General features: G+C 65.9%; 23 protein-coding genes. 20 read left to right on the top strand and 3 right to left on the bottom strand.

Annotation, left to right across the window (positions count from 1 at the left end):
- Window positions 1-224: 224 nt before the first annotated feature.
- Window positions 225-800 carry an IS3 family transposase gene (locus J4G12_09660; GenBank protein ID MCE2456059.1) on the top strand — a complete coding sequence of 192 codons (576 nt, stop codon included), beginning with the start codon at window positions 225-227 and terminating at the stop codon, window positions 798-800.
- 817 nt (window positions 801-1,617) lie between these two features.
- Here J4G12_09660 and J4G12_09655 read toward each other — a convergent pair.
- On the bottom strand, window positions 1,618-1,974 hold the full coding sequence (locus tag J4G12_09655; protein MCE2456058.1) for a hypothetical protein: 357 nt from the start codon (window positions 1,972-1,974) through the stop codon (window positions 1,618-1,620).
- 706 nt (window positions 1,975-2,680) lie between these two features.
- Here J4G12_09655 and J4G12_09650 point away from each other — a divergent pair.
- The 4 genes from J4G12_09650 (at window position 2,681) to J4G12_09635 (ending at window position 8,044) form a co-directional block, all read left to right on the top strand.
- Window positions 2,681-5,701 carry a PQQ-dependent dehydrogenase, methanol/ethanol family gene (locus tag J4G12_09650; protein MCE2456057.1) on the top strand — a complete coding sequence of 1,007 codons (3,021 nt, stop codon included), beginning with the start codon at window positions 2,681-2,683 and terminating at the stop codon, window positions 5,699-5,701.
- 129 nt (window positions 5,702-5,830) lie between these two features.
- Window positions 5,831-6,337, top strand: a complete 507-nt coding sequence (locus J4G12_09645) for a hypothetical protein (protein ID MCE2456056.1) — start codon at window positions 5,831-5,833, stop codon at window positions 6,335-6,337.
- Window positions 6,338-6,346: 9 nt separating this feature from the next.
- Window positions 6,347-6,721: a hypothetical protein gene (locus J4G12_09640; protein MCE2456055.1), complete on the top strand. Its 375-nt coding sequence runs from the start codon at window positions 6,347-6,349 to the stop codon at window positions 6,719-6,721.
- A 72-nt stretch (window positions 6,722-6,793) separates the two neighbouring features.
- Window positions 6,794-8,044, top strand: coding sequence for an aminotransferase class V-fold PLP-dependent enzyme (locus tag J4G12_09635; protein ID MCE2456054.1), 1,251 nt, complete (start codon window positions 6,794-6,796; stop codon window positions 8,042-8,044).
- Window positions 8,045-8,066: 22 nt separating this feature from the next.
- On the opposite strand, the gene J4G12_09630 is transcribed toward J4G12_09635, so the two are convergent.
- Window positions 8,067-8,657, bottom strand: coding sequence for a DUF192 domain-containing protein (locus J4G12_09630; GenBank protein MCE2456053.1), 591 nt, complete (start codon window positions 8,655-8,657; stop codon window positions 8,067-8,069).
- Between the two features lie 79 nt (window positions 8,658-8,736).
- Between J4G12_09630 and J4G12_09625 the strand changes: the two genes are divergently transcribed.
- The 9 genes from J4G12_09625 to J4G12_09585 are packed head-to-tail and all read left to right on the top strand — an operon-like array spanning window position 8,737 to window position 14,299.
- A complete protein-coding gene (locus J4G12_09625) occupies window positions 8,737-8,994 on the top strand; it encodes a hypothetical protein (protein MCE2456052.1) in 258 nt (85 codons plus the stop codon).
- A complete protein-coding gene (locus J4G12_09620) occupies window positions 8,994-9,620 on the top strand; it encodes a c-type cytochrome (GenBank protein MCE2456051.1) in 627 nt (208 codons plus the stop codon). The genes J4G12_09625 and J4G12_09620 overlap by 1 nt, the downstream gene beginning before the upstream one ends.
- Window positions 9,621-9,626: 6 nt before the next feature.
- A complete protein-coding gene (locus J4G12_09615) occupies window positions 9,627-9,785 on the top strand; it encodes a hypothetical protein (GenBank protein ID MCE2456050.1) in 159 nt (52 codons plus the stop codon).
- A 3-nt stretch (window positions 9,786-9,788) separates the two neighbouring features.
- Window positions 9,789-10,475 carry a cytochrome C oxidase subunit II gene (locus J4G12_09610; protein ID MCE2456049.1) on the top strand — a complete coding sequence of 229 codons (687 nt, stop codon included), beginning with the start codon at window positions 9,789-9,791 and terminating at the stop codon, window positions 10,473-10,475.
- 17 nt (window positions 10,476-10,492) lie between these two features.
- Entirely contained in the window at window positions 10,493-12,184 is a 1,692-nt protein-coding gene (locus J4G12_09605; protein MCE2456048.1) for a cbb3-type cytochrome c oxidase subunit I, read from the top strand.
- Between the two features lie 11 nt (window positions 12,185-12,195).
- The gene (locus tag J4G12_09600; protein ID MCE2456047.1) at window positions 12,196-12,774 is read left to right on the top strand and encodes a cytochrome c oxidase subunit 3; all 579 of its coding nucleotides are present in this window, start codon (window positions 12,196-12,198) and stop codon (window positions 12,772-12,774) included.
- 10 nt (window positions 12,775-12,784) lie between these two features.
- The gene (locus tag J4G12_09595) at window positions 12,785-13,447 is read left to right on the top strand and encodes a c-type cytochrome (GenBank protein ID MCE2456046.1); all 663 of its coding nucleotides are present in this window, start codon (window positions 12,785-12,787) and stop codon (window positions 13,445-13,447) included.
- Between the two features lie 16 nt (window positions 13,448-13,463).
- Window positions 13,464-14,045, top strand: coding sequence for a heme-copper oxidase subunit III (locus tag J4G12_09590; GenBank protein MCE2456045.1), 582 nt, complete (start codon window positions 13,464-13,466; stop codon window positions 14,043-14,045).
- A 41-nt stretch (window positions 14,046-14,086) separates the two neighbouring features.
- Window positions 14,087-14,299 carry a hypothetical protein gene (locus tag J4G12_09585; GenBank protein ID MCE2456044.1) on the top strand — a complete coding sequence of 71 codons (213 nt, stop codon included), beginning with the start codon at window positions 14,087-14,089 and terminating at the stop codon, window positions 14,297-14,299.
- Between the two features lie 80 nt (window positions 14,300-14,379).
- Here the strand turns inward: J4G12_09585 and J4G12_09580 are convergent, their stop codons facing one another.
- A complete protein-coding gene (locus J4G12_09580; protein ID MCE2456043.1) occupies window positions 14,380-16,161 on the bottom strand; it encodes an ABC transporter ATP-binding protein in 1,782 nt (593 codons plus the stop codon).
- 174 nt (window positions 16,162-16,335) lie between these two features.
- Between J4G12_09580 and leuS the strand changes: the two genes are divergently transcribed.
- From leuS to J4G12_09550, 6 genes are all read left to right on the top strand, one after another.
- A complete protein-coding gene (gene leuS, locus J4G12_09575) occupies window positions 16,336-18,930 on the top strand; it encodes a leucine--tRNA ligase (GenBank protein MCE2456042.1) in 2,595 nt (864 codons plus the stop codon).
- A 61-nt stretch (window positions 18,931-18,991) separates the two neighbouring features.
- Window positions 18,992-19,561, top strand: coding sequence for a hypothetical protein (locus J4G12_09570; GenBank protein ID MCE2456041.1), 570 nt, complete (start codon window positions 18,992-18,994; stop codon window positions 19,559-19,561).
- Window positions 19,543-20,973: a threonine synthase gene (gene thrC / locus J4G12_09565; protein MCE2456040.1), complete on the top strand. Its 1,431-nt coding sequence runs from the start codon at window positions 19,543-19,545 to the stop codon at window positions 20,971-20,973. The genes J4G12_09570 and thrC overlap by 19 nt, the downstream gene beginning before the upstream one ends.
- Window positions 20,973-22,010 (top strand): homoserine kinase, encoded by a 1,038-nt coding sequence (locus tag J4G12_09560; protein MCE2456039.1) that lies wholly within the window; start codon window positions 20,973-20,975, stop codon window positions 22,008-22,010. Before thrC ends, J4G12_09560 begins: the two co-directional genes overlap by 1 nt.
- Window positions 22,007-22,381 (top strand): DUF393 domain-containing protein, encoded by a 375-nt coding sequence (locus J4G12_09555; protein ID MCE2456038.1) that lies wholly within the window; start codon window positions 22,007-22,009, stop codon window positions 22,379-22,381. The genes J4G12_09560 and J4G12_09555 overlap by 4 nt, the downstream gene beginning before the upstream one ends.
- A gap of 277 nt (window positions 22,382-22,658) precedes the next feature.
- Window positions 22,659-22,903: hypothetical protein (locus tag J4G12_09550; GenBank protein ID MCE2456037.1), on the top strand; the 245-nt coding region annotated here is incomplete at its 3' end.

Raw genomic sequence — 22,903 nt, 5'->3', positions numbered from 1 at the left:
CTGATGCGGACCCGGGCGAAGCTGGGAGAGATGACGATGCGGGTCGAGCTGCAGGCGGAACTCCTGGAAAAAAGGGGGTTCGGGGACGAGCTGCGGAAGCTCTTGAGGCGCTTGGACGGGTGAGTCCGGCGACGAGGCGTCCGTACCCGGTGCCGATGGTGTGCGAGACCTGGCGGGTCGCACGATCGAGCGTGTACGCGTTGCGAGCGCAACAAGGAGGGCCAGTGACGTCCGATTGCCAGTTGCCCGGGAAGCGGGGCCCGAAGACGGCACTGAGCGACGAGGAGCTTCTGCAGGAGATCCGGACGGTGCTGAAGGCGAGTCCGTTCCTCGGCGAGGGCCACCGGAAGGTGAAGGCGCGGTTTGCGGCCAAGGGCATCCGGGTCGGCAAGAACCGGGTGCTCCGCTTGATGCGGGAGCACGGGTTGCTGGCGTCGGTGCGGCGGGGGCATCCCCACGGAGACCGGAGCCACAGTGGCCGGATCCGCACCGAGCGGCCGGACGAGCTCTGGTGCACGGACGCGTCACGGTTCTGGACGAAGGCGGAGGGTTGGTGCTGGTTCTTCGCGGCCGTCGACCACTGCGTCTCGGACGTCGTCGGCTGGCACGTTGCGAAGAAAGGCGACCGCTGGGCGGCGCTGGAGCGGTCCGCCAAGGGGTGCGAGCCCACATGGGCGGCTTCGAGAGGGCGATCGCCCTGGGGCTCGGTCTGCGGCACGACTGGGGCTCACAGCACCGCGCCAGGCAGTTCCAGGCCGAGATCAAATGGCTCGGCATCCGCTCTACGCCCGCCTACGTAGGCGAGCCGGAGTGCAACGGCGTCGCGGAGCGCTTCATCCGGACGCTCAAGGAGGAGTGCATCTATCTGCACCACTTCGAAACCATCGAGGAGGTCAGAGAGGTTACAACAACAGCTGGCTTCTCCAGCGCCACGGGTACATGACCCCGGCCCGGGCTCGCGAGAAGCTCAGCCGAAAGGCGGCCTGATGTTTAAGCCGTCCACTTGTCCAGAAAACCGGAACCGGTACACCCCCACCTACTCCTCGTGGCTCAAACCAAGTCGAGATCTGGTTCAACATCATCACCCGGAAAGCCATCCGCCGAGGCTCCTTCTTCTCCGTCACGCAGCTCAAGGAGAAGATCCTCCACTTCACCGACCGCTACAACCCCGGCGCCCGGCCCTTCCTGTGGGACCGCCACCGCAGATTCCATCCTTCACAAGATCCAGAGATTATGCATGGCTATTTCTGGGACACGACGGAAAGGAAGAAAGATCGGTTTTTCGGGCTTCAAGGGGAAAAGAGGGCGGTCGAGTTGGACCGGCGGCCGTCTCCGGTGAAGATGTCGGAAACGTGTTCGCAGCCGACACCGAGGAGACGCCGACGGCGCTCGCAGCCACCACCCACACCACCAGACTCTTCGCAGTTCGCGAATACTTCTCACGCATCCGCGCTCTGTGCCTCAAGTACGTCTCGGCGAGTTCTTTGATGAGTTGTTCGGTATCAGACCATCGAGCCAAAGCTCTCGTAGCCATGATGCCTAGGCAGATCATAACAACGGACCACATGACATCGTAGGCCTTATCGCTAAATTCCATCATGGCATTGATAAATTCCGTCATGGCGCTCTCCGTATGGTGTCTTCGGTTGCGGGTTCTTCGTTGAACGCTGCGGCCGTGCTGGACATCAAGCTTTGAAAGGCGGAGCCGAAATCATCTCCGCGATCCTCGCTGAACGTGTTTCCTTCTTGATCTACACCGCGAATGATTACGGGTCCTCCGGCGTACCCGTCGAAAGCATCTTCGTCGTAATCGATCACGCCGGTCTCGTTGTCGATCGTTACGGTGAACACGGTCACGCCCTCCGGGTCGTCCACGGCCGGGGATTCGCCGCAGGCGACGAACACCGTCGCGGCGAGCGGCAGGAGTAGCGCCGTCAGGAGGGCCCGGATGGGGTGCTTCGGGGTTCGGGTCATCTTTTTCGGTCCGTTCGGGGTGAGTGCGTCACCGAACAAGATATATATATGTGACTTTCCCGAACATGCAAGTCAGAGGTCGAACCGTCCTTTCCGAAAACTTTCAGCGCGGGCGGCGGTCTCCCGGGCAGCTCGCGCCGCGAAGTCGAAGAGCCGGCGCCTTTCGGCGTCGGCCGGGTCGGGCTCACGGTTCGCCCGTCGTCTCGAGCGCACGAATCCAATGAGGGGTTGGCCGAGGTGGACCTCCCATCGCGCAGGTGTCCGGGCTACGGTCCGGCCCTAGCGCTTCCGGAGAAATCACGCCCACGTCATCGGACCGCAGGTGGCCGTAACCATCGGCCACGATCACGGCAGAAGCGGACGGTTTTCCACACGGCCCCATGTCCACGCGACCTGCGAACTTGAGAAGCGCTTCGGGCTGCATCGTCGATTCGGTGGAAGCCGAGCTTCGGAAGCAGGGGGAAGTCGAGACCGACCGCCGCATGTCGGCAGCGGGCGCACCTTCCCGAAACGCGGTCCGAGCCACCCCGGGGAGGTCCGGCACCGAAGTGCGGGGTTCGGCGGGCCCGGCACAGTTCGCGATGCAGGCAACCAGGGCGGGAGAGAGGAGCGCACCCCACGCCCGCGCAAGCGGTCGGCTGTTCCGTGAACGGTTCATACCTTAAGATCACCCTACCGTCGTCAACCGCAACCGTCCGACCACGCCATGAACGTCGAACCGCCCTCCTTCGCGTCTTTCGCATCCGCCATCGTAAGTAGGAACGCCGAGACCGTCACCAGGTCGGCGCTGCCGTTCGTCCGCATCCCACTAATCGCGATTCTGACTGCGAGTGCGGCGCTCGGTCCGGCTTCGGCAGGCTCCCTCACAGCCTCTTCTCCCCAGCAGACGGTGGAGTGGCGCTACCATGGGGGCGACCCGCACGAAACTCGTCACGCCGAGATCGGGCAGATCGTCCCGGAGAACGCGGGTGCGCTCGAGCTGGCCTGGAGCTGGGAGATACCCAAGACCGGCGCTCGGATAGAAACCACGCCGCTGATGGTCGATGGGGTGCTCTACGGCACCGGAGCGATGTCCTACGTGTTCGCGCTCGACGCGACGACCGGGGAGCCGGTGTGGACCTGGGATCCGGCGCTTGCAACCGAAGACGAGGGCGGCGCCAGAACCTGCTGCGGCGATGTGAATCGCGGGGTGGCCGTGAGCGGTGACCGCCTCTTCGTGGGGCTGCTCGACGGACGGCTCGTCGCTCTCGATCGACATGAGGGTTCGGTGTTGTGGACGAGGCAGACCACGCCTCCTGGCTCGGACTACTCGGTCACCGGTGCGCCCCGGGTAGTGAACGAAGCTGTGGTGATCGGCAACGCGGGCGCGGAGTACGGCGTGCGTGGCTACGTAAGCGCCTACGGTCAGAGAGACGGGGAGCTGCTCTGGCGTACCTACACGGTGCCGGGCGACCCTGCGCTCGGCCACGAAGACGAGGCCATGGAGAGGGCCGCCGCCACCTGGAACGGCGAGTGGTGGATCGCCGGCGGAGGCGGCACCGTCTGGGACGGTATGGCGTTCGATCCGGTCGCGAACCTCCTCTACGTCGGCACCGGAAACGGCTCGCCCTGGAACCGCGACCACCGGAGCCCCGGTGGGGGCGACAACCTCTATCTCTCCTCGATCCTCGCGCTCGACCCTGCCGACGGACGCATCGTCTGGTACTACCAGACCACGCCGGGCGACGACTGGGACTACACGGCCACTCAGCCGCTCATGCTGCTCGACCTCGAGATGGAAGGTCAGAAGCGACCCGTCATCGTACAGGCGCCCAAGAACGGCTTCTTCTATGTGCTCGACCGGCTCACCGGGGAATTGATCTCGGCGGAATCCTTCACCGACGATCTCACCTGGGCCACCCATGTCGACCCTGAAAGCGGCCGTCCGGTCGAGACCCCCGAAGCCCGCTACGGAATGACCGGGAAGCCCGTCTATCTCTCCCCGGGGCCGACCGGAGCGCACAATTGGCCGCCGATGTCATGGAATCCGTCCGCAGGGCTCGTATTCATACCCGCCCGCAACACGATCTACCATTACCGCATGGCGGAGAGCTTCGAATTCCGCCAGGGCCGGTGGAACACGGGTACTGATCGCGGACGCGACAACTTGCCGGAACCGCCGTCGTTGAGCGGCGCGGCCAACTATCTGCAGGCGCGGGATCCCGTTGCCAACGCCGAGGTGTGGCGGGCCCCGGCTCGGGGCGGACACGGCGGGACGCTCTCCACCGCGGGCGGCCTCGTCTTCTGGGCTTCCGGGTCGGATCTGGTCGCCCTGAACGCCGCCACCGGCGAGGAGCTGTGGTCCGGCGGCATCGGACGTGCGCCGGGTTCGCCGGTCTCGTACATGGTCGACGGCTCGCAGTACGTGGTAGTGGGCGGGGGAGTCGGGGGAAGCGATCCACCTACGATTTGGGCGTTCGCGCTCGACGAAGCCGCTCGGGCCGAAGGAAACTCCGCTGTCGCGGAGGACGCGGACGGTACGGGCGCAGCGGTTCAGGAGGCCTGGCCATGGACCGGTCCGCCGATGGCGGCATCGCCCGAGGAGGTCGGTCTGTCGTCCGAAGTCCTGGCTCGGATCGGCCCGGCGATGCGCGAACTGGTGGATTCGGAGAGGACCGGCGGCATACTCACCCTGGTCGCGCGTGGAGGCAGGGTGGCTCATCTCGAAACCCACGGCTGGAGAGTGGTCGGCGAGGACTCGCTCGAAGCCTCCGACATCTTCCGCATCTTCTCGATGACGAAGCCGGTCACGAGCCTGGCGGCGATGATCCTGGTGGAGGACGGGAAGCTCGCGCTCGAGGACGAGGTCTCCCGCTACGTACCGGAGTTCGACGAAACCACCGTCTGGGACGAGGGCGAACTGCGCGCCCCGACGCGTCCCATGACCGTGCTCGACCTGCTCGTGCACACCTCCGGTCTCACCTACGGGATTTTCGGCGACACCCCCGTGGATTCCATCTACCGGGCCAACCTCACGGTGCTCGGCGGTGACTCCGGTGAGGATCTGGCCGGCGTGGCCAGACGCATCGCCGGGCTGCCGCTCATCGACGATCCGGGCGACCGCTGGAACTACGGCGTCTCCACCGACGTGCTCGGGCGCGTGGTGGAAGTCGCCTCCGGCAAGGCCCTGGACGCCTTCTTCGGAGAGCGGATCTTCGGCCCGCTCGGGATGGACGACACCGGCTTTCACGTGCCGGTCGAGGACGCGGACCGCCTAACCGCCTACTACGCCGCCGCGCGCGGGAAGCTCATGGCGATCGACACGCCCGGCCCCGGGTCCCGCTCGGTCACCCCGCCCGACTGGTTTTCCGGGGGTGGCGGATTGCTCTCCACCGCGGCCGACTACGCGCGCTTCTGCCAAATGCTCCTGAATGGCGGCGAGCTCGACGGCGTGAGGCTCCTTTCGGAAGAGGCCGTGGCCGTGATGGGTCGCAATCACCTCCCTGACGAGCTGCTGCCGATGGGTGCGGCGTGGCCGGGCCACGGCTTCGGCCTCGGTTTCGCGGTGGACATGGAGAACCGAGTCGGCGCCTTCCGCTGGGCCGGGGTGGCGAACACGTACTTCTGGGTCGATCCGGAGGCGGATCTCTTCGTCTTCGCATGGACGCAACTCCAGCCCTACGGCGGGACTCCTCTGGATCGAGCGCTGGCCCCGATCGTCTACGAGGCCCTGCTTCCGGAACGTTGAAACGAGTCCGGCGCTGACGGTCGCCTGACGATGTCCCAAAACGACATGGAAATGGCCCGGTCCGCCATGTAGTTTCCTCCATCTGCCGAACCACCAGGGTTCGGGGGAATACACAAACAGGAGGAATAAATGAGCAAGATCAAGCGCTGTTCCATGTTCGCACTGGCGGTGGCCTTCGCATTCGGGCCCCGTCCAACCGCCGCCATCGAGTCGGTCGGACTCGAGATCGGCGGAGCCCCCACGGTCGTCGGCTGTGCGCTGACGGCCCTCGTGGCGACAGCTCCGACTCCCCTCGCCGGCAGCCCGGTATCGGCCGCAGCCGCACAGGACGGAACGGAGGTGGTGGAGTGCGAGGAATCCACATACGGAGGCGACCACCCGTGCACCACCTCCACCCGGCTGATGGACTGCGCCGCCGACGCCGAGGAGGTCGCGAATGCATGTCTGAAGGCGAAAGGCCACACGTGGCTGGGTCGCGCCGGATGCGCGGTTTTTCTAGCGGTCGACCTCGCCGCATGCGTAAGCACTGGGGTCAAGGAGATACTGTCGGACGCCGAAGGACAAATTCGTGACGAATCCGATTCCGGCCGTCACCTCGAGCTCTCTGACGAGAGCCATGACACCGCAACGGACTAGGAGAAAATCATGACGAGCATCATAAGCGCCATAAACACCATCCGCATCGCCGCCGCCGCCCTGGTCCTCGCGATCGCCGCGGCCTTCACCCCCGGTCACGGAGTCGCCGCGCCGGAAGCGGCGCTCTTCCCGGCCGTCGTCTCGGCCGCCGCCCCGTCGCCGCCGTCGACGGTGACCGCCCCGCTTTCCACTTCGGCGGTCGTTCAGGACACGGAATGGGAGCCTCCCTGCATCGTCGTGGCTTCGGACCGCGAAGCGTGCTTCGTGTTGGCCGACGCCTGGTTTGAGCACTGTAAATCCCGCGCGACGGGTTTCGGGAGCCGTCTTCGGTGCGAGTTGGCCTTCCGGGCCAGGCTGCTCGCCTGCGTGATCGGCCCCGAGTAGGAACGGCTTCGAGCGACCGTGATTGCCGAACCGAGCGGCGCGGGCTCTATGACGGGCTGTTAGCTTTTCGGCATGACGCGGACGACCGAAAGCGAAACCCGAGCCTCCGGCTCGGAAGCGGTGGAGCCGACGCGGACCACTGCGAGGGAGAGCGAAACAGGCCCGCTGGCCGGCCAGCGCGACCGCTTCGCTCTCCCTTCCGACACGCACTTCCTGAACTGCGCCTACATGGGGCCTCTGCCCCGGGAGGCGGAGCAGGCGGGTCGGGAGGCGCTTGCGCGCAAGCGTCTCCCGACGGCCATCGTCCCGCCGGGCGACTTCTGGTCCACCAGCGACGCGCTGCGGAAGCGGTTCGCGTCGCTGGTGGGCTCGGACGAGCCGGAGCGGGTGGCGATCCAGCCGGGCGTGTCCTACGCCGCGGCCTGCGCGGCGAAGAACCTCCCCGTCTCGAGGGGACAGAACATCGTCCTGCTGGAAGAGCAATTCCCGGGCAACGTCTACGCCTGGCACAGGCTCGCCGCCGAGTCCGGCGCCGAGCTGCGGGTGGTGGCCCCCGGCGAGGGAGGGGTGCGCGGAGCTCTTTGGAACGAGCGGCTCCTGGAGGCCGTCACGCCCGAGACGGCAGTGGTGACGGTGCCCACCGTCCATTGGACCGACGGCACGCAGTTCGACCTGGAAGCCGTGGGCGGCCGGTGTCGGCGTTTCGGCGCGGCCCTGGTGGTGGACGCCACTCAGTCGCTGGGGATGGCGCCCTTCAGCGTCGCCGAGGTGCAGCCCGACCTGGTGGTTTCGTGCAGCTACAAGTGGCTGCTAGGACCGTACTCGGTCGCCTTCACCTGGATGGGGCCGCGCTTCGACGACGGCACACCCATCGAGGAGACCTGGATCGGTCGCGCCGGCAGCGACGACTTCCGGCGTCTGGTCAACTACCGAGCCGAGTACCGGCCCGGAGCGGTCCGTTATGACGTGGCGGAGCGCTCCAATTTCTTCCTGCTGCCCATCGCGGAGGCTTCGCTCGATCTCATGTTGGGTTGGGGCGCGAGCCGGATCGAGGCGTACTGCGCCGATCTGACCGACGGTCTTTTCGCCGATCTGGCCGGGGACGGGTACGAAGCGGAGGGACGAGCGTGGCGCTCTTCCCACCTCTTCGGACTCCGGATGCCGGCCAAGGTGGATCTGGTCGAGCTCCAGGCCGAGCTCGCGCGGAGACGTATCCACGTCTCGCTGCGAGGCTCGGCGTTGCGGGTCTCCGTCCACGTCTACAACGACCGTTCGGATCTCGAGGCGCTGAAGGAAGTTCTCAAGCCGGCGGCGCGGGGTTGAGCCTCCGCCCGACTCGGGGTTGTCAGGACCCGGGTCTCGTTCCGCGGATCACCTCGGCCCGGTCGCCGACCTCGATCCCCTGGGCGGCGAACCAGCCCTGGTTCACCTCGAGAGCGTACATCGCCGGTGCGCCGCTCGGATAGAGATTGGTGTCGAGCGGCGTCATGGCGAGGATGCTGACGATGGTCAGCTCCTCGTCCATGTACGCGATGTCGAGCGGGACGTAGGTGTTGGCCATCCAGAACGACCTCTCCTGGCTGTCCTCGAAGACGAAGAGCATGCCGGCGCCTTGGGCGAGGCTCTCACGGTGCATCAGCCCCTGCTGCCGCTCTTCAGGGCTGGCGGCGATCTCGGCGACAACCGTGTCGGCGGTTCCGTCGTCGTGGCTGAAGACGACCCAGGCACGATTGGCTTCGGGGGCGTCCCCGCTCGGCCTCACCGTGTCGGGCACGGCGGACTGCGGACGGTAGGCCCCGTCTCCGTCGGCCTGACCCGACTGGGCGTCGGAGCCGCAGGCTACCGTCGCGAGAGCGAGCAGGACCGCCCAGGATGAAAGATGGTTCTTAGGTTTCCCGGTGGAAACGAAAGCGGAGCGATTTTCGGTTCGATGCATGGCGGTCTCCCAAGTGGTTGATAAAAGGTATAGATTTCCCTACCCTTCCGGCACCCCCGTGCCCCTTTCAAGCCTCCGAATGGTCGATCCCGAACTTCTGGAGATCCTGGTCTGCCCTGAGACACATCAAGCTCTCCGACCGGCGGAGGCGTCCTTGCTCGATCGCCTGAACGCCGGCATCGAGGCGGGTCGCGTGGTCAATGGCGGTGGAGAGTCGGTAACGGAACCGATTTCGGAGGGTCTTGTGCGGGAGGACGGATCGCGTCTCTACCCTGTCCGGAACCGAATTCCGATCATGCTCGTCGATGAGGCCATCGACCTAGCCATCTCCACCTGATGATCCACAAGCGCCTCTTCCTCCTCGTCCTCCTCCTCGCCGCCCAGGCGTGCGAGCTCCATCCGGAGCCGGGCATAGCCAAAGGCGAGGAGCTCTTCGAGGCCTGCTCTCCCTGCCACGGCGAAGCCGGTGTCGGCAACCCGGACATCGAGGCGCCGGCGATAGCGGGTCTGCCCCAGTGGTACCTTGAAGAACAGCTCAACGCCTTCCAGCGACGCTGGCGCGGGATGCACCACGCCGATCTGGCGGGGCTGCGCATGCGCCCGATGGCCGAGACCCTCAACAAGGACGGCGACATCGTGTCGGTAGCCGAGTACGTGGCTTCGCTTCCGCCCGTTCAACCGCCGTCCACCCTCGGGGGCGACGCCGGAGCGGGCGCCGAGCGCTACGCTACGGTGTGTGCCACCTGCCACGGTGAAGACGGAGCGGGAGACGAAATCCTGCACGCGCCACCGCTCGTGAACATCGACGACTGGTACCTCGCCGGCGAGCTGAGGGACTACCGGGACGGAGCCCGCGGTGCGGATCCCGACGACGTTTGGGGCGCTCAGATGCGGGCGCAGTCCATAGCTCTCAGCGACCAGGCGATCAGGGACGTGGTCGCGTATATCCAGACCCTCAGATAGCTCGAAATGAACACGGTCAACCCGAAGCCACCGCCGCCCCCTCCGTCCGACGAGGAAAACCCGGCTCTGAGCGACGCATTCAAGACCTTTCGCTACACCGTGCTCGGGGTGATCGGCTTCGCGGCGGCGTCGGCCGCCATCATCGCTCTCACGAGATGGGGCTGACACATGCCTAACTGGTATCTGGAGCAGGCGTCCACGTACGCCGGACAGATCGACAACGTCATCCTCATCGTTCTCATCCTCGCGGGGATAGGCTTCATCGCTGCCGAGGTCCTCTTTTTCTGGCTCATCTGGAAGTTCAGGGCGAGCAATGGAACGCCCGCCCGGTACCTCCAGGGCAAGGACGGCACCGACAAGACGGTGAAACGCTGGGTGACCTATCCCCACTTCGTCATCCTCTTCTTCGACGTGGTCATCATCGTCTTTTCGGTGATCGCATGGCGCAACGTCAAGATGGTTCTTCCCGAAGCCGACTCCGAGATCCGCGTGATCGGGCAGCAGTGGGCCTGGACCTTCCAACACCCCGGACTCGACAACGAGCTCGACACCGAGGACGACATCTTCACCGTCGACGAACTCCACATCGAGGTGGACAAGATCTATCACTTTCACCTCGAATCTCGCGACGCCCTGCACTCCTTCTCCGTTCCCGTGTTTCGCCTTAAGCAGGATGCCATTCCCGGTCGGTCGATCACCGGATGGTTCGAAGCGACGAACACGGGCGAGCACGACATCCAGTGCGCCGAGATCTGCGGCATCGGTCACGGAGTCATGCGGGGGCGCATCCACATCGAGGACGCGAACCGGCACTCCGAGTGGCTCGCCGCGAATTCGACCGGGACCATACCGTAGCCTCCACACCCATACCGATGGCAGACAACGCCTTGCACGAGAGCCACGATCACGGGCCTCAGGGCATCCTCAAATACCTCTGGTCGACCGACCACAAGGTCATCGCCATGCAGTACCTCTTCACGGGGATGGCGATGGCGGTCATCGGCGGGTTCATGGCTTACGTGTTCCGCATGCAGCTCGCCTTCCCCGGGATCAGCGTCCCCGGGTTCGGGCAGGTGTCGGCGCACGAGTACAACTCCCTGGTCACCAACCACGGTTCGATCATGATCTTCTGGGTGGCGATGCCCGTCCTCATCGCCGCCTTCGGGAACTTCCTCATCCCGCTGATGATCGGCGCGGACGACATGGTCTTCCCGCGGATCAACCGGCTCTCGTACCAGATCTTCCTGGTGAGCGTGATCGTCCTCCTGCTCTCGCTCTTCGTCGAGGGCGGAGGATTCGGAGGGGCGTGGACCGCCTATCCGCCGCTCTCGGCCGACGGGGATCTGAACCAGACCGATCTCGGATCCACCTTGTGGCTCATAGCGGTGGCGCTCGAATTCGTCGCGTTTCTCCTGGGCGGGATCAATTTCATCACCACGCTGATGAACTCGCGGGCCCCGGGCATGAAGGCCTACGACATCCCGCTGGTCTGCTGGATGATCGTCATCGCCAGCATCCTCTTCATGCTCTCGGTCGGGCCGCTCATCGCCGGCGCGATCATGCTTCTCTTCGACCAGACCATCGGCACCGGCTTCTTCGATCCTGCGGCGGGAGGCGATCCGATTCTCTGGCAGCACCTCTTCTGGTTCTTCGGCCACCCCGAGGTCTACGTGGTGCTCCTGCCCGCGATCGGATTCGTGATCGAGATCGTCGCCGTCTTCGCGCGCAAGAAGGTCTTCGGATACAAGCTCATGCTCTACACGACGGTGGCGACCGGCGTGCTCAGCTTCTTCGTCTGGGCCCACCACCAGTTCGTCGCCGGCATCGATCCGCGCATGGCGAACGTCTTCACGATCACCACGCTGCTGATCTCGATACCGATCGCCGAACTTCTCTTCGTCATAATCGCCACCTTGTGGGGCGGCTCGATCCGTTTCACGACCCCCATGCTCTGGGCGCTCGCCTTCATGGCCGAATTCCTGATCGGCGGGGTGACCGGCATCTTCCTGGGCGCCAGCGGCGCGGACATTTACTTCCACGACACCTATTTCGTCCTGGCGCACTTCCATTACACCTTCTTCCCGATAGCCATTATCGGGACCTTCGCCGCGTTCACCTACTGGTTCCCGAAGATGTTCGGGAAAATGATGGACGATCGACTGGGCAAGATCCATTTCTGGGGCACGGTGATCCCTTTCAACTTCATCTTCATCCCGCTTTTCTTCCTGGGATCGTTCGGCCAGCACCGCCGCATAAGCAACTTCGAGTACCACCCCGATCTCAACACGCCTTTCATGTATGACCTGAGGGAGCTCGCCACCTACTCGCTCCTGGTCATGCTCGCCTTCCAATTCGTCTTCTTCTACAACTGCATCAAGAGCTGGCGGAGCGGCCCGAAGGCGGGTAAGAACCCCTGGAGGGCGAGCACGCTCGAGTGGACGACGCCCTCTCCGCCTCCGCACGGCAACTGGCTGGTGTCGGAACTCCCCAACGTGTACCGCGGTCCTTACGAGTATTCGAACCCGGAGCACGACGAGGACTTCTGGCCCCAGGACAAGCCTTAAACCGCCAAGAGATGTCAGCCGCCAAACCTATCGCCACCCAGCGCAGCGCCACCGGCATCCCTACCGCGCGCCTGGCCGTCTGGTGGGTGCTCGCGTCCGAGGTCGTGATCTTCGGGGGCGTGCTGGGCTCCTACCTCATGTTCCGTATCGGCCACCCCTGGTTCGGCCTCGACGCCGCGCACACCCAGACCTGGATCGGAGCCTTCAACACCTTCGTCCTTCTCACCTCCAGCTTCACCGCGGTGCTGGCGCACCAGGCCGCAGAGCGAGGCGACGGCAAGAAGGCGGCGGGCTTTCTGCTGCTGACCGTCGGCGGGGCCGCGACCTTCATGATCGTCAAGGCCTTCGAGTGGACGTCCGAGATCACCCACGGCTACACCATCCAGTCGAGCAATTTCTGGGGCTTCTACTACACGGCTGCGGGGATCCACGCTCTTCACGTGCTCGCAGGAGCGATCATAATGCTCTTTATCGCCTGGGACGCCTTCAGGGGGAGGGAGCTGCACCGCGTCGAGACGATCGGCATTTACTGGCACTTCGTGGACGTGGTCTGGATTTTCCTCTTCCCTCTCCTCTACATCGCGAAGTAGGGAACGACTCATGGCCAGCGATCACCACGTCAACTATCGCCGCATCTACTTCATCCTGCTGGCCGCCCTCGTGGTCAGCGTGGCCGGACCCTTCCTGGAGGTCCTGCTGGTCACCTTGGTCACGGCGTTCGGCATCGCCGTCTACAAGGCGAGTCTCGTGGTGGCGAACTTCATGCACCTGCGCTTCGAGAAGCGGCTGATGCGAATGATCCTCGCCACCTCGCTTCTTCTCATGACCCTCTTCGTGGCCGGTGTGGCGCCGGACATCATGAACCACGAGGGTAACAACTGGGTGAACCTGGCCGCGAAGAGCGCGGTCGAAAGAGAAGGCCCGGTCGGCCGCGGCGACGACGACCACTCCGAGAACGAAGCCGTCGAGACCGTTGTGGCCTTCGACGCCCGCGCGACCTACGACATCGCTTGCGCGACCTGCCACGGGCAGGCCGGTGACGGCACCGGAGCCGGCGGAGCCGCTCTCGACCCGCCGCCGGCCGACTTCACCGATCCGGCCTTCTGGGCCGAGCGCGACGAAGAACGCATCTTCAACGTCATCAAGTACGGTGCGGCTTCGGTGGGCGGATCCAGTCTCATGGTGGCCTGGGGCCTCAACTACGACGACGAGCAGATCCAGGCCCTGACCGAGTACGTGATGGGCTTCCGACCCGACGGGTAGTGAAGCGAACGGCGGTATGAACGCATCATCCCTACCGGCGCGGCGAAAGGTGCTTCCCGACGGTGTGCTGGGCATGGTGGTTTTCGTCTTCACCGAGATCATGCTCTTCGCCGGTCTCATCACCGCCCACACCATCGTGCGCACCGGCGCGGCGGCCGGCGCTATGTGGCCGCCGTACGGGCAGCCGCCGCTCCCCTGGCAGGAGACGGCGCTGAACACGTCGGCGCTCCTCGCCAGCGGGATCGCGCTCCTCATGGCGCAACTGGAGTGGAAAAGCCGCGGACGCGACCGGATGGTCTCCATGCTGGTCGCGGGAGCCGCAGTGCTGGGCGCGCTCTTCGTGGTCATGCAGGGAAGGGAGTGGACCGCGCTGATCGCGGAGGGGCTGACCATGACCTCCAGCACCTACGGAGCGCTCTTCTACCTGATCGTGGGCGTGCACGGTCTCCATGCCGTGGCAGCGATTCTGGCCCTGTCCTGGGGATGGTACCGCACGCACAAGGAGAAGCTGAGCCGGAACCAGCTAGCCTCGATAGCGGTCTTCTGGTATTTTGTGGTGCTGGTCTGGCCGATCATCTACTGGAGGGTATACTTCTGAGACGCTCAACGACGGGTCTCGCGCTTGCGGCCGCCGCCTTCGTGTTCGCGGTCCTTCCCGAGACGGCTTTCGCCTGCCCCGTATGCTTCGACGCCAACGAGGAGAACCGGATGGCGTTCCTGGCGACCACCGGGCTGCTGACCCTGCTGCCGCTGGGGCTCGTGGCCGGGGTGGGAATATGGATCAGAAAGAGAGCCCGGGCGCTGGACGAGCCGCAAGCGCCGGACGACCGGGGAACGCCGGACTCGGTCTGATCCCGGAACTCGGTCCGACCCCGGGGAGTCGGTCCGATCTCGGAAGCCGGTCCGACCCGAGAGGTCCTACCTGCGGACCGTCAGATGCGCGCCTGTAAGGTGTAGAGCTCGAAGTACCGACCCCGCCGCTCCATCAGTTCGTCGTGCATTCCCCGCTCGACGATCCGCCCGCCCTCGACGACCAGTATCTGATCGGCTCGCTGGATGGTCGAGAGCCGGTGGGCGATCACGAAGGTCGTTCGGTCTTTGAGCAGCTCCTTCAGGCTGAGCTGGATGAGAGCCTCGCTCTCGGTATCGAGGGACGAGGTCGCCTCGTCGAGCAGGAGCAGCCGCGGATCCGCCAGGATCGCCCGAGCGATGGTGACGCGCTGGCGCTGACCCCCTGAGAGCTTGACGCCTCGCTCGCCGATGATGGTGTCGAGGCCGTCGGGAAAGCGGTCGCTGAATTCGGTCACGAAAGACCTCTCGGCAGCCGCCCGCACGTCGGCGGGTTCAGCGTCGGGACGCGCGAAGAGAAGGTTGTCGCGGATCGATCCGTCGAAGAGGAAATCGTCCTGCAGGACGAGACCGAGCTGAGACCTGTAGCTGTCGAGCTTCACCGTGCGCAGGTCCACGCCGTCCACCAGGATGCGTCCGTCGTCGGGCGTCAGGAAGGAGGCGGCCAGTGACATCGTGGTCGACTTGCCCGAGCCCGAACTCCCGACCAGGGCGACCACCGCTCCGGGGGGCGCGTCTATGTCGATGCCTCGCAACACGGGCTTGTCCGTCTCGTAGCAGAAGAGCACGTTCTCGAAGCGGACGTGCCCGACGATCTCCGGCATCTCGACCACCCTCTTGGGATCGTCGTCCTCCAGGGGCCAGCCGAGCAGCTCGGTCGTGCGATCCAGTCCCGCGAAGGCCTCGGTCATCTGCGTGCCGATGTTCGCCATCTGCATCACCGGAGCGATCAGGAAACCGAGGAAGAGCGAGAACGCGAAGAGAGAGCCGACGGTGAGATCGCCCTGCACGATGAGCCAGCCGCCGAAACCCAGCACCAGCACTCCCCCGAGCCCGGTGAACATCGAACCCAGACTCATCACCATGCTCTGCGCGGTGAGGGTCGTGCGCACGTTGGCGAAGATCCGCATCACCCCTTCGGCGAAGACCGCCTCTTCCCGGCTGATCGCGTGGAAGCCCTTGATCACACGGATGCCTCCGAGCGCCTCGGTGAGGCGCCCCGAAACCTCGGCCCTGATCTTGCCGCGCTCCCGGAACGCCGGGCGCATCTTCTGGAAGGCCTTGGTGGAGACCAGGGCGAAGCCGCCCAGCGGCAGAAGGGCCCAGAGAGTCATCTGCCACGAGATGTCCAGCAGGAAGCCCAGGCACACGATCGCCGTGAGCCCGCCGCCCACGAGCTGGACCAGCCCCGTGCCCACGAGATTGCGCACGCCCTCGACGTCGTCCATGATGCGCGAGACGAGCTCTCCGGACTTGGTGTTGTCGAAGACCCGCACCGGCAGCCGGAGCACGTGCCGCTGCACCTGCGACCGCAGGTCCGCAATGAGCCGCTGGGCTTCGACGCTCAACAGGAGCGTGAGCGAGTACGACGATGCCGCCTGAACTACCACCGCAGCGACCAGAGCGCCGAGGAGGACCCAGAGGCTGGAAAGTTCGTCGCTGGAAAAGGCGAGTCCGGAGCCCAAGAGAGGCTGGACGAAGTCGTCGATGATGTACTTCGTGGATGCCGGCAGCACGAGGCCGCAGAGACGGTTCACGAAGATGAGAACCAGACCGACGACCACCAGCTTGCGGCGCGGCCAAATGATCTCCGTGAAGGCGTGCCTGAGACTCGCCCCCGTGATCTTGCGTTTGGGTGCTGACATGGGGCTCCCCTACCCGCCCGGAGCCTACCGGGTTCACAAGCGCGGGCATCGGGCAGGCGTGGGCTGTTAGCTTTCCTTTCCTCACGGGAACGCACCCGCACGGTTGCAGCCGTCACTGGCAGACGCACCCCTCTGCCTCCGGCGCCTCCGAGATCGCCAGTCCGGCCGTCCACCATGCCCCTAGCCACGTCCCAGTCCGAACCAGAACGGGCCTCGCGCGAGCGAGCTGCCGTTTCCAGCGAGCAGGATCGCGTCTCGAGCGAACCGGAGCGCGCTTCATACGACCCTCATGCGGTCGAGCTCAAGTGGCAAAGACTATGGGAGGAACGAGGCACCAACCTGTTCACGACGGAGGAGCTGGGGCGGGCCGAGGATCCCTACTACAACCTCATGATGTTTCCCTACCCTTCGGCGGAGGGGCTCCATGTGGGCAACATCTACGCTTTCGCCGGCGCCGACGTGCACGGACGTTACTGGCGACTGCGGGGGCGAACGGTCTTCGAGCCCATTGGATTCGACGCTTTCGGCATTCACTCCGAGAACTTCGCCCTGAAGATGGGCACGCATCCGATGGATCTCATTCCGGCCAACGTGCGCAACTTCAAGCGTCAGCTTCGGCGCATGGGGGGGATGTTCGACTGGCGCCACACCGTCGACACGACCGATCCCGAGTACTACCGTTGGACCCAGTGGATCTTCCTGCGCCTCTTCGAGGCCGGGCTCGCGGAGCGAAAGGAGGCCCCGGTGAACTGGTGCCCCTCGTGTCTCACCGTGCTTGCCAACGAGCAGGTGGTTGCCGACGCCTGCGAGCGCTGCGACACTCCCGTCGAACAGCGGAGCATCGAGCAGTGGTTCTTCCGGATCACCGACTACGCCGATCGGCTGTTGGCGAACACCGAGGTGATCGACTGGTCGGAGAAGACGCTCAAGGCGCAACGCAACTGGATCGGCCGGAGCGAAGGCGCTGAGCTGCGCTTCCCGATACTGTCGGGAAAACGGGGAACCGACCGGACCAAGGCGGAGCGGATGGGAGCTGCGGCGGAGTCCGCGAGAGCGGCCCCGGCGACCGAGACGGAGATCGCGGTCTACACGACCAGGCCGGACACGGTCTTCGGCGCCACCTTCATGGTGCTCTCGCCCGAACATCCGTCGGTCGACGCGGTCACGGCTCCCGACCGCCGGGATGAAGTCCGCAGCTACCGGACCGAGGCTCTCCGCCACGATCCGCGGTCGCGCGAGCGGGCCGGGAACGCCAAGACCGGGGTCTTCACCGGGGGGTACTGCCGGAACCCGGCTACCGGCAGGCGAATACCGGTGTGGATCGCCGACTACGTGCTCATGGGTTACGGCACCGGCGCGATCATGGCCGTGCCCGGCCACGACCGGCGCGACTTCGAGTTCGCGACCGAGCACGGACTGCCGGTGGTGCGCGTGGTCGCGGGCGGGGACGATGACGGCGATACCCCGGTCCAGGAGCCCTTCGCGGGAGAGGGCGTTCTGGTGAACTCAGGAGGCTTCGACGGCGTGTCCACGGCCGATTCCGTCCGAGCGGTGACCGTCTGGGCGGAGGAAGAGGGCTGGGGCGAGGCCCAGGTCAACTTCCGCCTCCACGACTGGTGCATCTCCAGGCAGAGATACTGGGGACCGCCCATTCCGATCATCCATTGCGACGAATGCGGGGCGGTACCCGTCCCGGACATCGATCTTCCGGTCCTGCTGCCGCACGTCTTCGACTTCAGACCGGACGAATCCGGAACGGGCCCGCTCGCCCGGGTCGACACCTGGTATCGCGCGTCCTGCCCCGAGTGCGGACGGGACGCGCGCCGCGAAACCGACGTCTCGGACACCTTCCTCGACTCCGCCTGGTACTTCCTGCGCTACCCCTCCGCCGACTTCACCCTCGTTCCCTTCGACGAGGACATGACCCGAAAGTGGCTGCCGGTCGACGCCTACATCGGTGGCCATGAGCACGCGGTCCTCCACCTTCTCTACGCCCGCTTCCTGACCATGGCGCTCAAGGATCTCGGGTATCTGGAGTTCGAGGAACCCTTCGATCGCTTCCGCGCGCACGGGCTCATCATCGCCGAGGGTGCGAAGATGTCGAAGTCGCGCGGCAACGTCATCGTTCCGGACCCGATCATCTCGGAGTTCGGCGCCGACGCCTTCAGGCTCTTCCTCATGTTCATCGGCCCCTTCGAGGAAGGCGGTGACTACCGCGCCGAGGGCATAACCGGACCTTACGGCTTCCTGCACAGACTGTGGGAGACCGTGCTCGCGGCCCAGGACGGTGAGCCCGATCCGGGCGTGGAGCGCAAGCTGCACCAGACCATCCGGCAGGTCACTGAGCAGATTCCGGAGCTCGGCTACAACACGGCCATCGCGGCGCTCATGGAGTGCCTAAACGTTGTTCGAGCCGGCGGTCGACGCGCGGTCCGTTCAGAGGTGGAGCCCCTGGTGGCGATGGCGGCGCCGTTCGCTCCCCACATCGCGGAGGAGCTCTGGGAACGGCTGGGTCGCGACGGCAGCATCTTCGACGGCGGCAACTGGCCGACATGGGATCCGGCGAAGCTCGCGGAGCCTACCGTGACGATCGCCGTCCAGGTCAACGGCAAGCTGCGCGGAGCGGTCGAGGTCGCGGCCGATGCCGAGAGGGACGAAGTGATTGGCGCGGCCCGCGCGGACGGGAACGTGGCCCGCTTCCTGGAAGGCGGAGAGGAGCGGCGCGTAATCCATGTTCCTGGCCGGCTGGTCAATTTTGTCTTAACGTAAGGAGGAGCTCGACGCTCGCGGGCCTTCGCGCCACGCCCATTCACTCCGACCCGCAAAGGACATGGAAACAACCATCATCGCGCTCTGGCTGCCCGTACTTCTCTCGGCGACCTTGGTGTTTCTTGTCAGTTGGGTCTTCCATGCCGTCCTGAAGCATCACGCGACCGACCAGGTAGCCGTTCCCGACGAGGACGCCTTCCGTGCCGCTGTGCACCCTCTCGGGATCGAACCCGGTGAGTATGTCGTGCCGAAACCCAAGGACGGGGATTTCAGAAGTCCGGAGTACCGGGAGAAGGTGGAGAGCGGACCGACGCTTCGGATGACGGTGTTCAGACCGGACGCGCTCCTCAACATGGGACCCGGCCTCGCGAAGTGGTTCGGCTTTTGCGTGCTGGTAGGAGTCTTCTGCGCCTACCTGGCGAGCCGCACGCTCGCGGCCGACGCGGAGTACCTGACCGTCTTCCGGCTTGTGGGAGCGACGGCCTTCGCCTGTTACGCCTTCGGCGAGCTGCCACGTTCGATCTGGTGGGCCCAAAAATGGTCGACCACCTTCAAGTCCATGTTCGACGGGCTCGTCTACTCCTTGGTGACGGCCGGCGTCTTCGGCTGGCTGTGGCCCGCCCCGGCCTGAGCCCGAATACCGCGTTCTTCAGCACGCGGGGCGCAGGTCCGGTAAGCCTCGCTCAAGCGCTCTTCACCGGCCTGGCGCAGGACGGCGGTCTCTTTCTGCCCCGGCCGCTTCCGAAGGTCGATTGGCCGTACGGAAACGCGGGCTCGCCGAGCTCCGGCGAGAGCCGATCTCGGGTCGGCGACAGCTTCCAGGAGAGCGCGCAGACGATCGCCGGTGCGCTGCTTCCGGGGATGCGAGCAGAGGCGCGGGCGGCGGCGCGGGCGGCCATCGATTTCCCGGCGCCTCTGGTCGAGATCGCCCCCGGCGCCTACATCCTCGAGCTCTTCCACGGACCCTCGTGTGCCTTCAAGGACGTAGGAGCGAGGTTCATGGCGGCGCTCATGGCTCGAGTGACGGACGACACCGGTCCCGGCCCGTCGGCTCCGACGCCGCATCCGACCGCCGCGCCTCGGCCGACGCCATCCGGGGCAGAGTCACCCAGGACGGTGCTGGTCGCCACCTCGGGCGATACCGGCGGGGCCGTGGTCGCCGCGTTCACAGGTCTCGAGGGCTGCCGGACGGTGCCGCTGTTTCCGCTTGACGCCGTCACCGAACGTCAGCGGCGACAGATGACCACGCTCGGCGGCAACGTTACGGCGGTGGCCGTGCGCGGCACCTTCGACGACTGCCAGGCGCTCGCCAAGGCTGCTTTCGCAGACCGGGAGCTGCGGGCCACCCACAGGCTGACCTCGGCCAATTCGATCAACGTGGGCAGGCTCCTGCCGCAGACCTTCTACTACGCTCACGCGGTCGGAGCTTTGGAGCGCGCGGAGCGCGGTCCTCCCCGCTTCGTGGTCCCGAGCGGGAACCTGGGCAACTTGTGCGCCGGTTTGCTGGCGCACCGCGCCGGTGTTCCGACGGCGGGTTTCGTAGCCGCCTGCAACGCCAACGACGCCTTTCCGAGGTACATGTCGGGCACGGAAACCGCGTTCACGGGCGCCGCACCGCGGTCCGGCGACACGCTGCGTTCCCAGGCTACGCTGTCGAGCGCCATGGACGTCGCGGCCCCGAGCAATCTGGAGAGAATCCAGGCCATCTTCCCGAATCACGACGACCTGGGGGCTCTGGTGACCGCCGTGAGCGTGAGCGACGCCCAGACGGCGGACTGCATGGAGCGAACCTGGAAGGAGTCGGGCTACCTGCTCGACCCGCATACGGCGGTCGGAGTCCATGCGCACGAACGAATACCGGCCTGCGGAGCCCCGACGGTGATCCTGTCCACCGCGCACCCGGCGAAATTTCCCGAGGTGGTGGAGCCGGTGACGGGTGTGGATCCCGTGCCCCCGCCGTCGCTGGCTGCTGCGTTGGAGCGAGATGAGCGCTGGGTGGAGATCGCTCCCGACCTGAGCGAGTTGGCGGGTGTGTTGGCCTGATGGACGAGCGCGGCCGGACCGACGTCGATCCTGCTGTCGGGGCGCCGCGACCGTTGACCTCCGCCACCGTCCGAGTTCCCTGTTCGACCTCGAACCTTGGTGCCGGATTCGACTGCATCGGCCTGGCGCTCGACCTCCACCTCGAGATCTCGTTCAAGCCCGGAGCAAGCGAGTTCGCGGTCGTGCGCGAGGGAACGCTCGCCGACTTGGCAGTGCCTCCAGAGGAGGATCTGGCGGCGACCGCGTTTCTGCGCGCGGTGCGCGGGGCCGGAGCAGTGCCGTCGGGCGTGCTGACCATGCGCTCCGAGATTCCCGTCGGCAAAGGTCTGGGCGCCTCGGCGGCGGCGACCGTCGCGGGCTTCGACCTCGGGCTGGCCGCGTGCGGTTTCGACACCGACCGGGGGGCGATCCTGGCGCTGGGGATGGAGCGCGAAGGGCACGGCGACAACGTCGCACCGATTCTACTCGGGGGTCTTGTGGCCGTAGTGCCGAAGACGGGGGAGAGCGCTGCGGAGCGCAGAGGCGAAACCGAGACCTTCGGTGTCGCCGTTCTCGAGCTCTCGCCCGAGATCGGCTTCGCGTTCGCGGCGCCCGCCCGCCCGCTCTCTACCAGGGAGGCTCGCAAGGCGTTGCCGAACGAGGTGTCGCACGCGACCGCAGTGCGTTCAGCCGCACGGGCGGTGGCTCTCACACGGGGATTGGAGACCGGCGATCCGATGCTGTTGCGCGCGGCGGTGGAGGGCGAGGAGTTGCATACGTCCCACAGGTTGCCGCTGATTGAAGGAGGCGAGGCCGCCCTTCGGGCCGGTTACGCGGCCGGGGCTTGGGCCGTCACAACCTCGGGCGCGGGTTCGGGGATGATCGCCATGTGCGAACCGATGGACGCGGACGAGATCGCCGAAGCCATGCGTCGCGCATTTGCGGCGACGGTTTCAAGAGATGAGGCCCGGTTGTGCATCGGATTCGCCCTCAGGCCCGAGCCGACAGGAGTGAGGAGGTTGGCCGGGGTCGGGCGCATGACAGGCGTCGGTGCGTGAACGAGGAGGCCGTTCTCATCTACGATGCCGAGTGCGCCCTGTGCGACAAGGCCGTGCGCGGACTCCGACGTGGGCGGAAGGGCGGGAGTCTTCGCTGCGTGGCGATGGGGTCCGATGAGGCGGCACAGGCGCTCGAGCGGGCCGGCATCGATGACGTGGACGACGACACGGTGATACTCATCGACCGCGAAGGAGTACATGAGCGGAGCGTCGCTCTGCTCCGGGCCGCCGAGATCACGGGCAGCCACGCTCGCCTCGGCTGGCTGAAATTCGTCCCGCGACGGCTGCGAGACTCGGTCTACCGCATAGTCGCGCGCAACCGCCGCCGGTTCCCGGGCGATGGACCGAACCGCTTCGCAGGACGAGGGTGAGGCCGCGGCGGCCCCGACCTCGATCGCCCGATCCGTCCGCCCAGTTGGGCACTACTTGGGGGAAGCAACCCGCCGCGAAGCCGATTCCCATGCAATTCCGGTCCGCCCCGATCCCGACTCCGAAATAAAGAGTGGGGTCGAGAGGAACGGGATCGGGGATCGCCGAGGGGCGACCCCGACCCGGCCCCCCCCTCTTCGCCCTGACGACCCTTGCGCTCCCGGCGAAACGTCCCCATCTTCCCCGGTGACGGATTCACCCTTACGAAAGGACCGAAAGATGACCGGAACCCCGAAGCTCCCAGTCCGCGCCCTGGTGACAGTGCTGCTCCTGCCTCTCGCCGCGACGGTGTTCGTGGCTTGCGGCGAATCCCCCACACCGGTGGACGACCCGCCAGACGTGGCGCTGACGGTCTACGAACACCTCGGCCCCGACGGAAAACCCGTGAGTTTCACCATGTCGGATGGCTCGTGGTCAGGGAAGACCTACCCTGTCCGGTTTGTGCGAGTCGATGCGGAAGGGGG

The sequence above is a fragment of the Gemmatimonadota bacterium genome (genome assembly GCA_021295815.1).
Classification (GTDB): Bacteria; Gemmatimonadota; Gemmatimonadetes; order Longimicrobiales; family Gaopeijiaceae; genus JAGWBQ01.
This window is presented reverse-complemented; position numbering and strand designations above follow the sequence as displayed.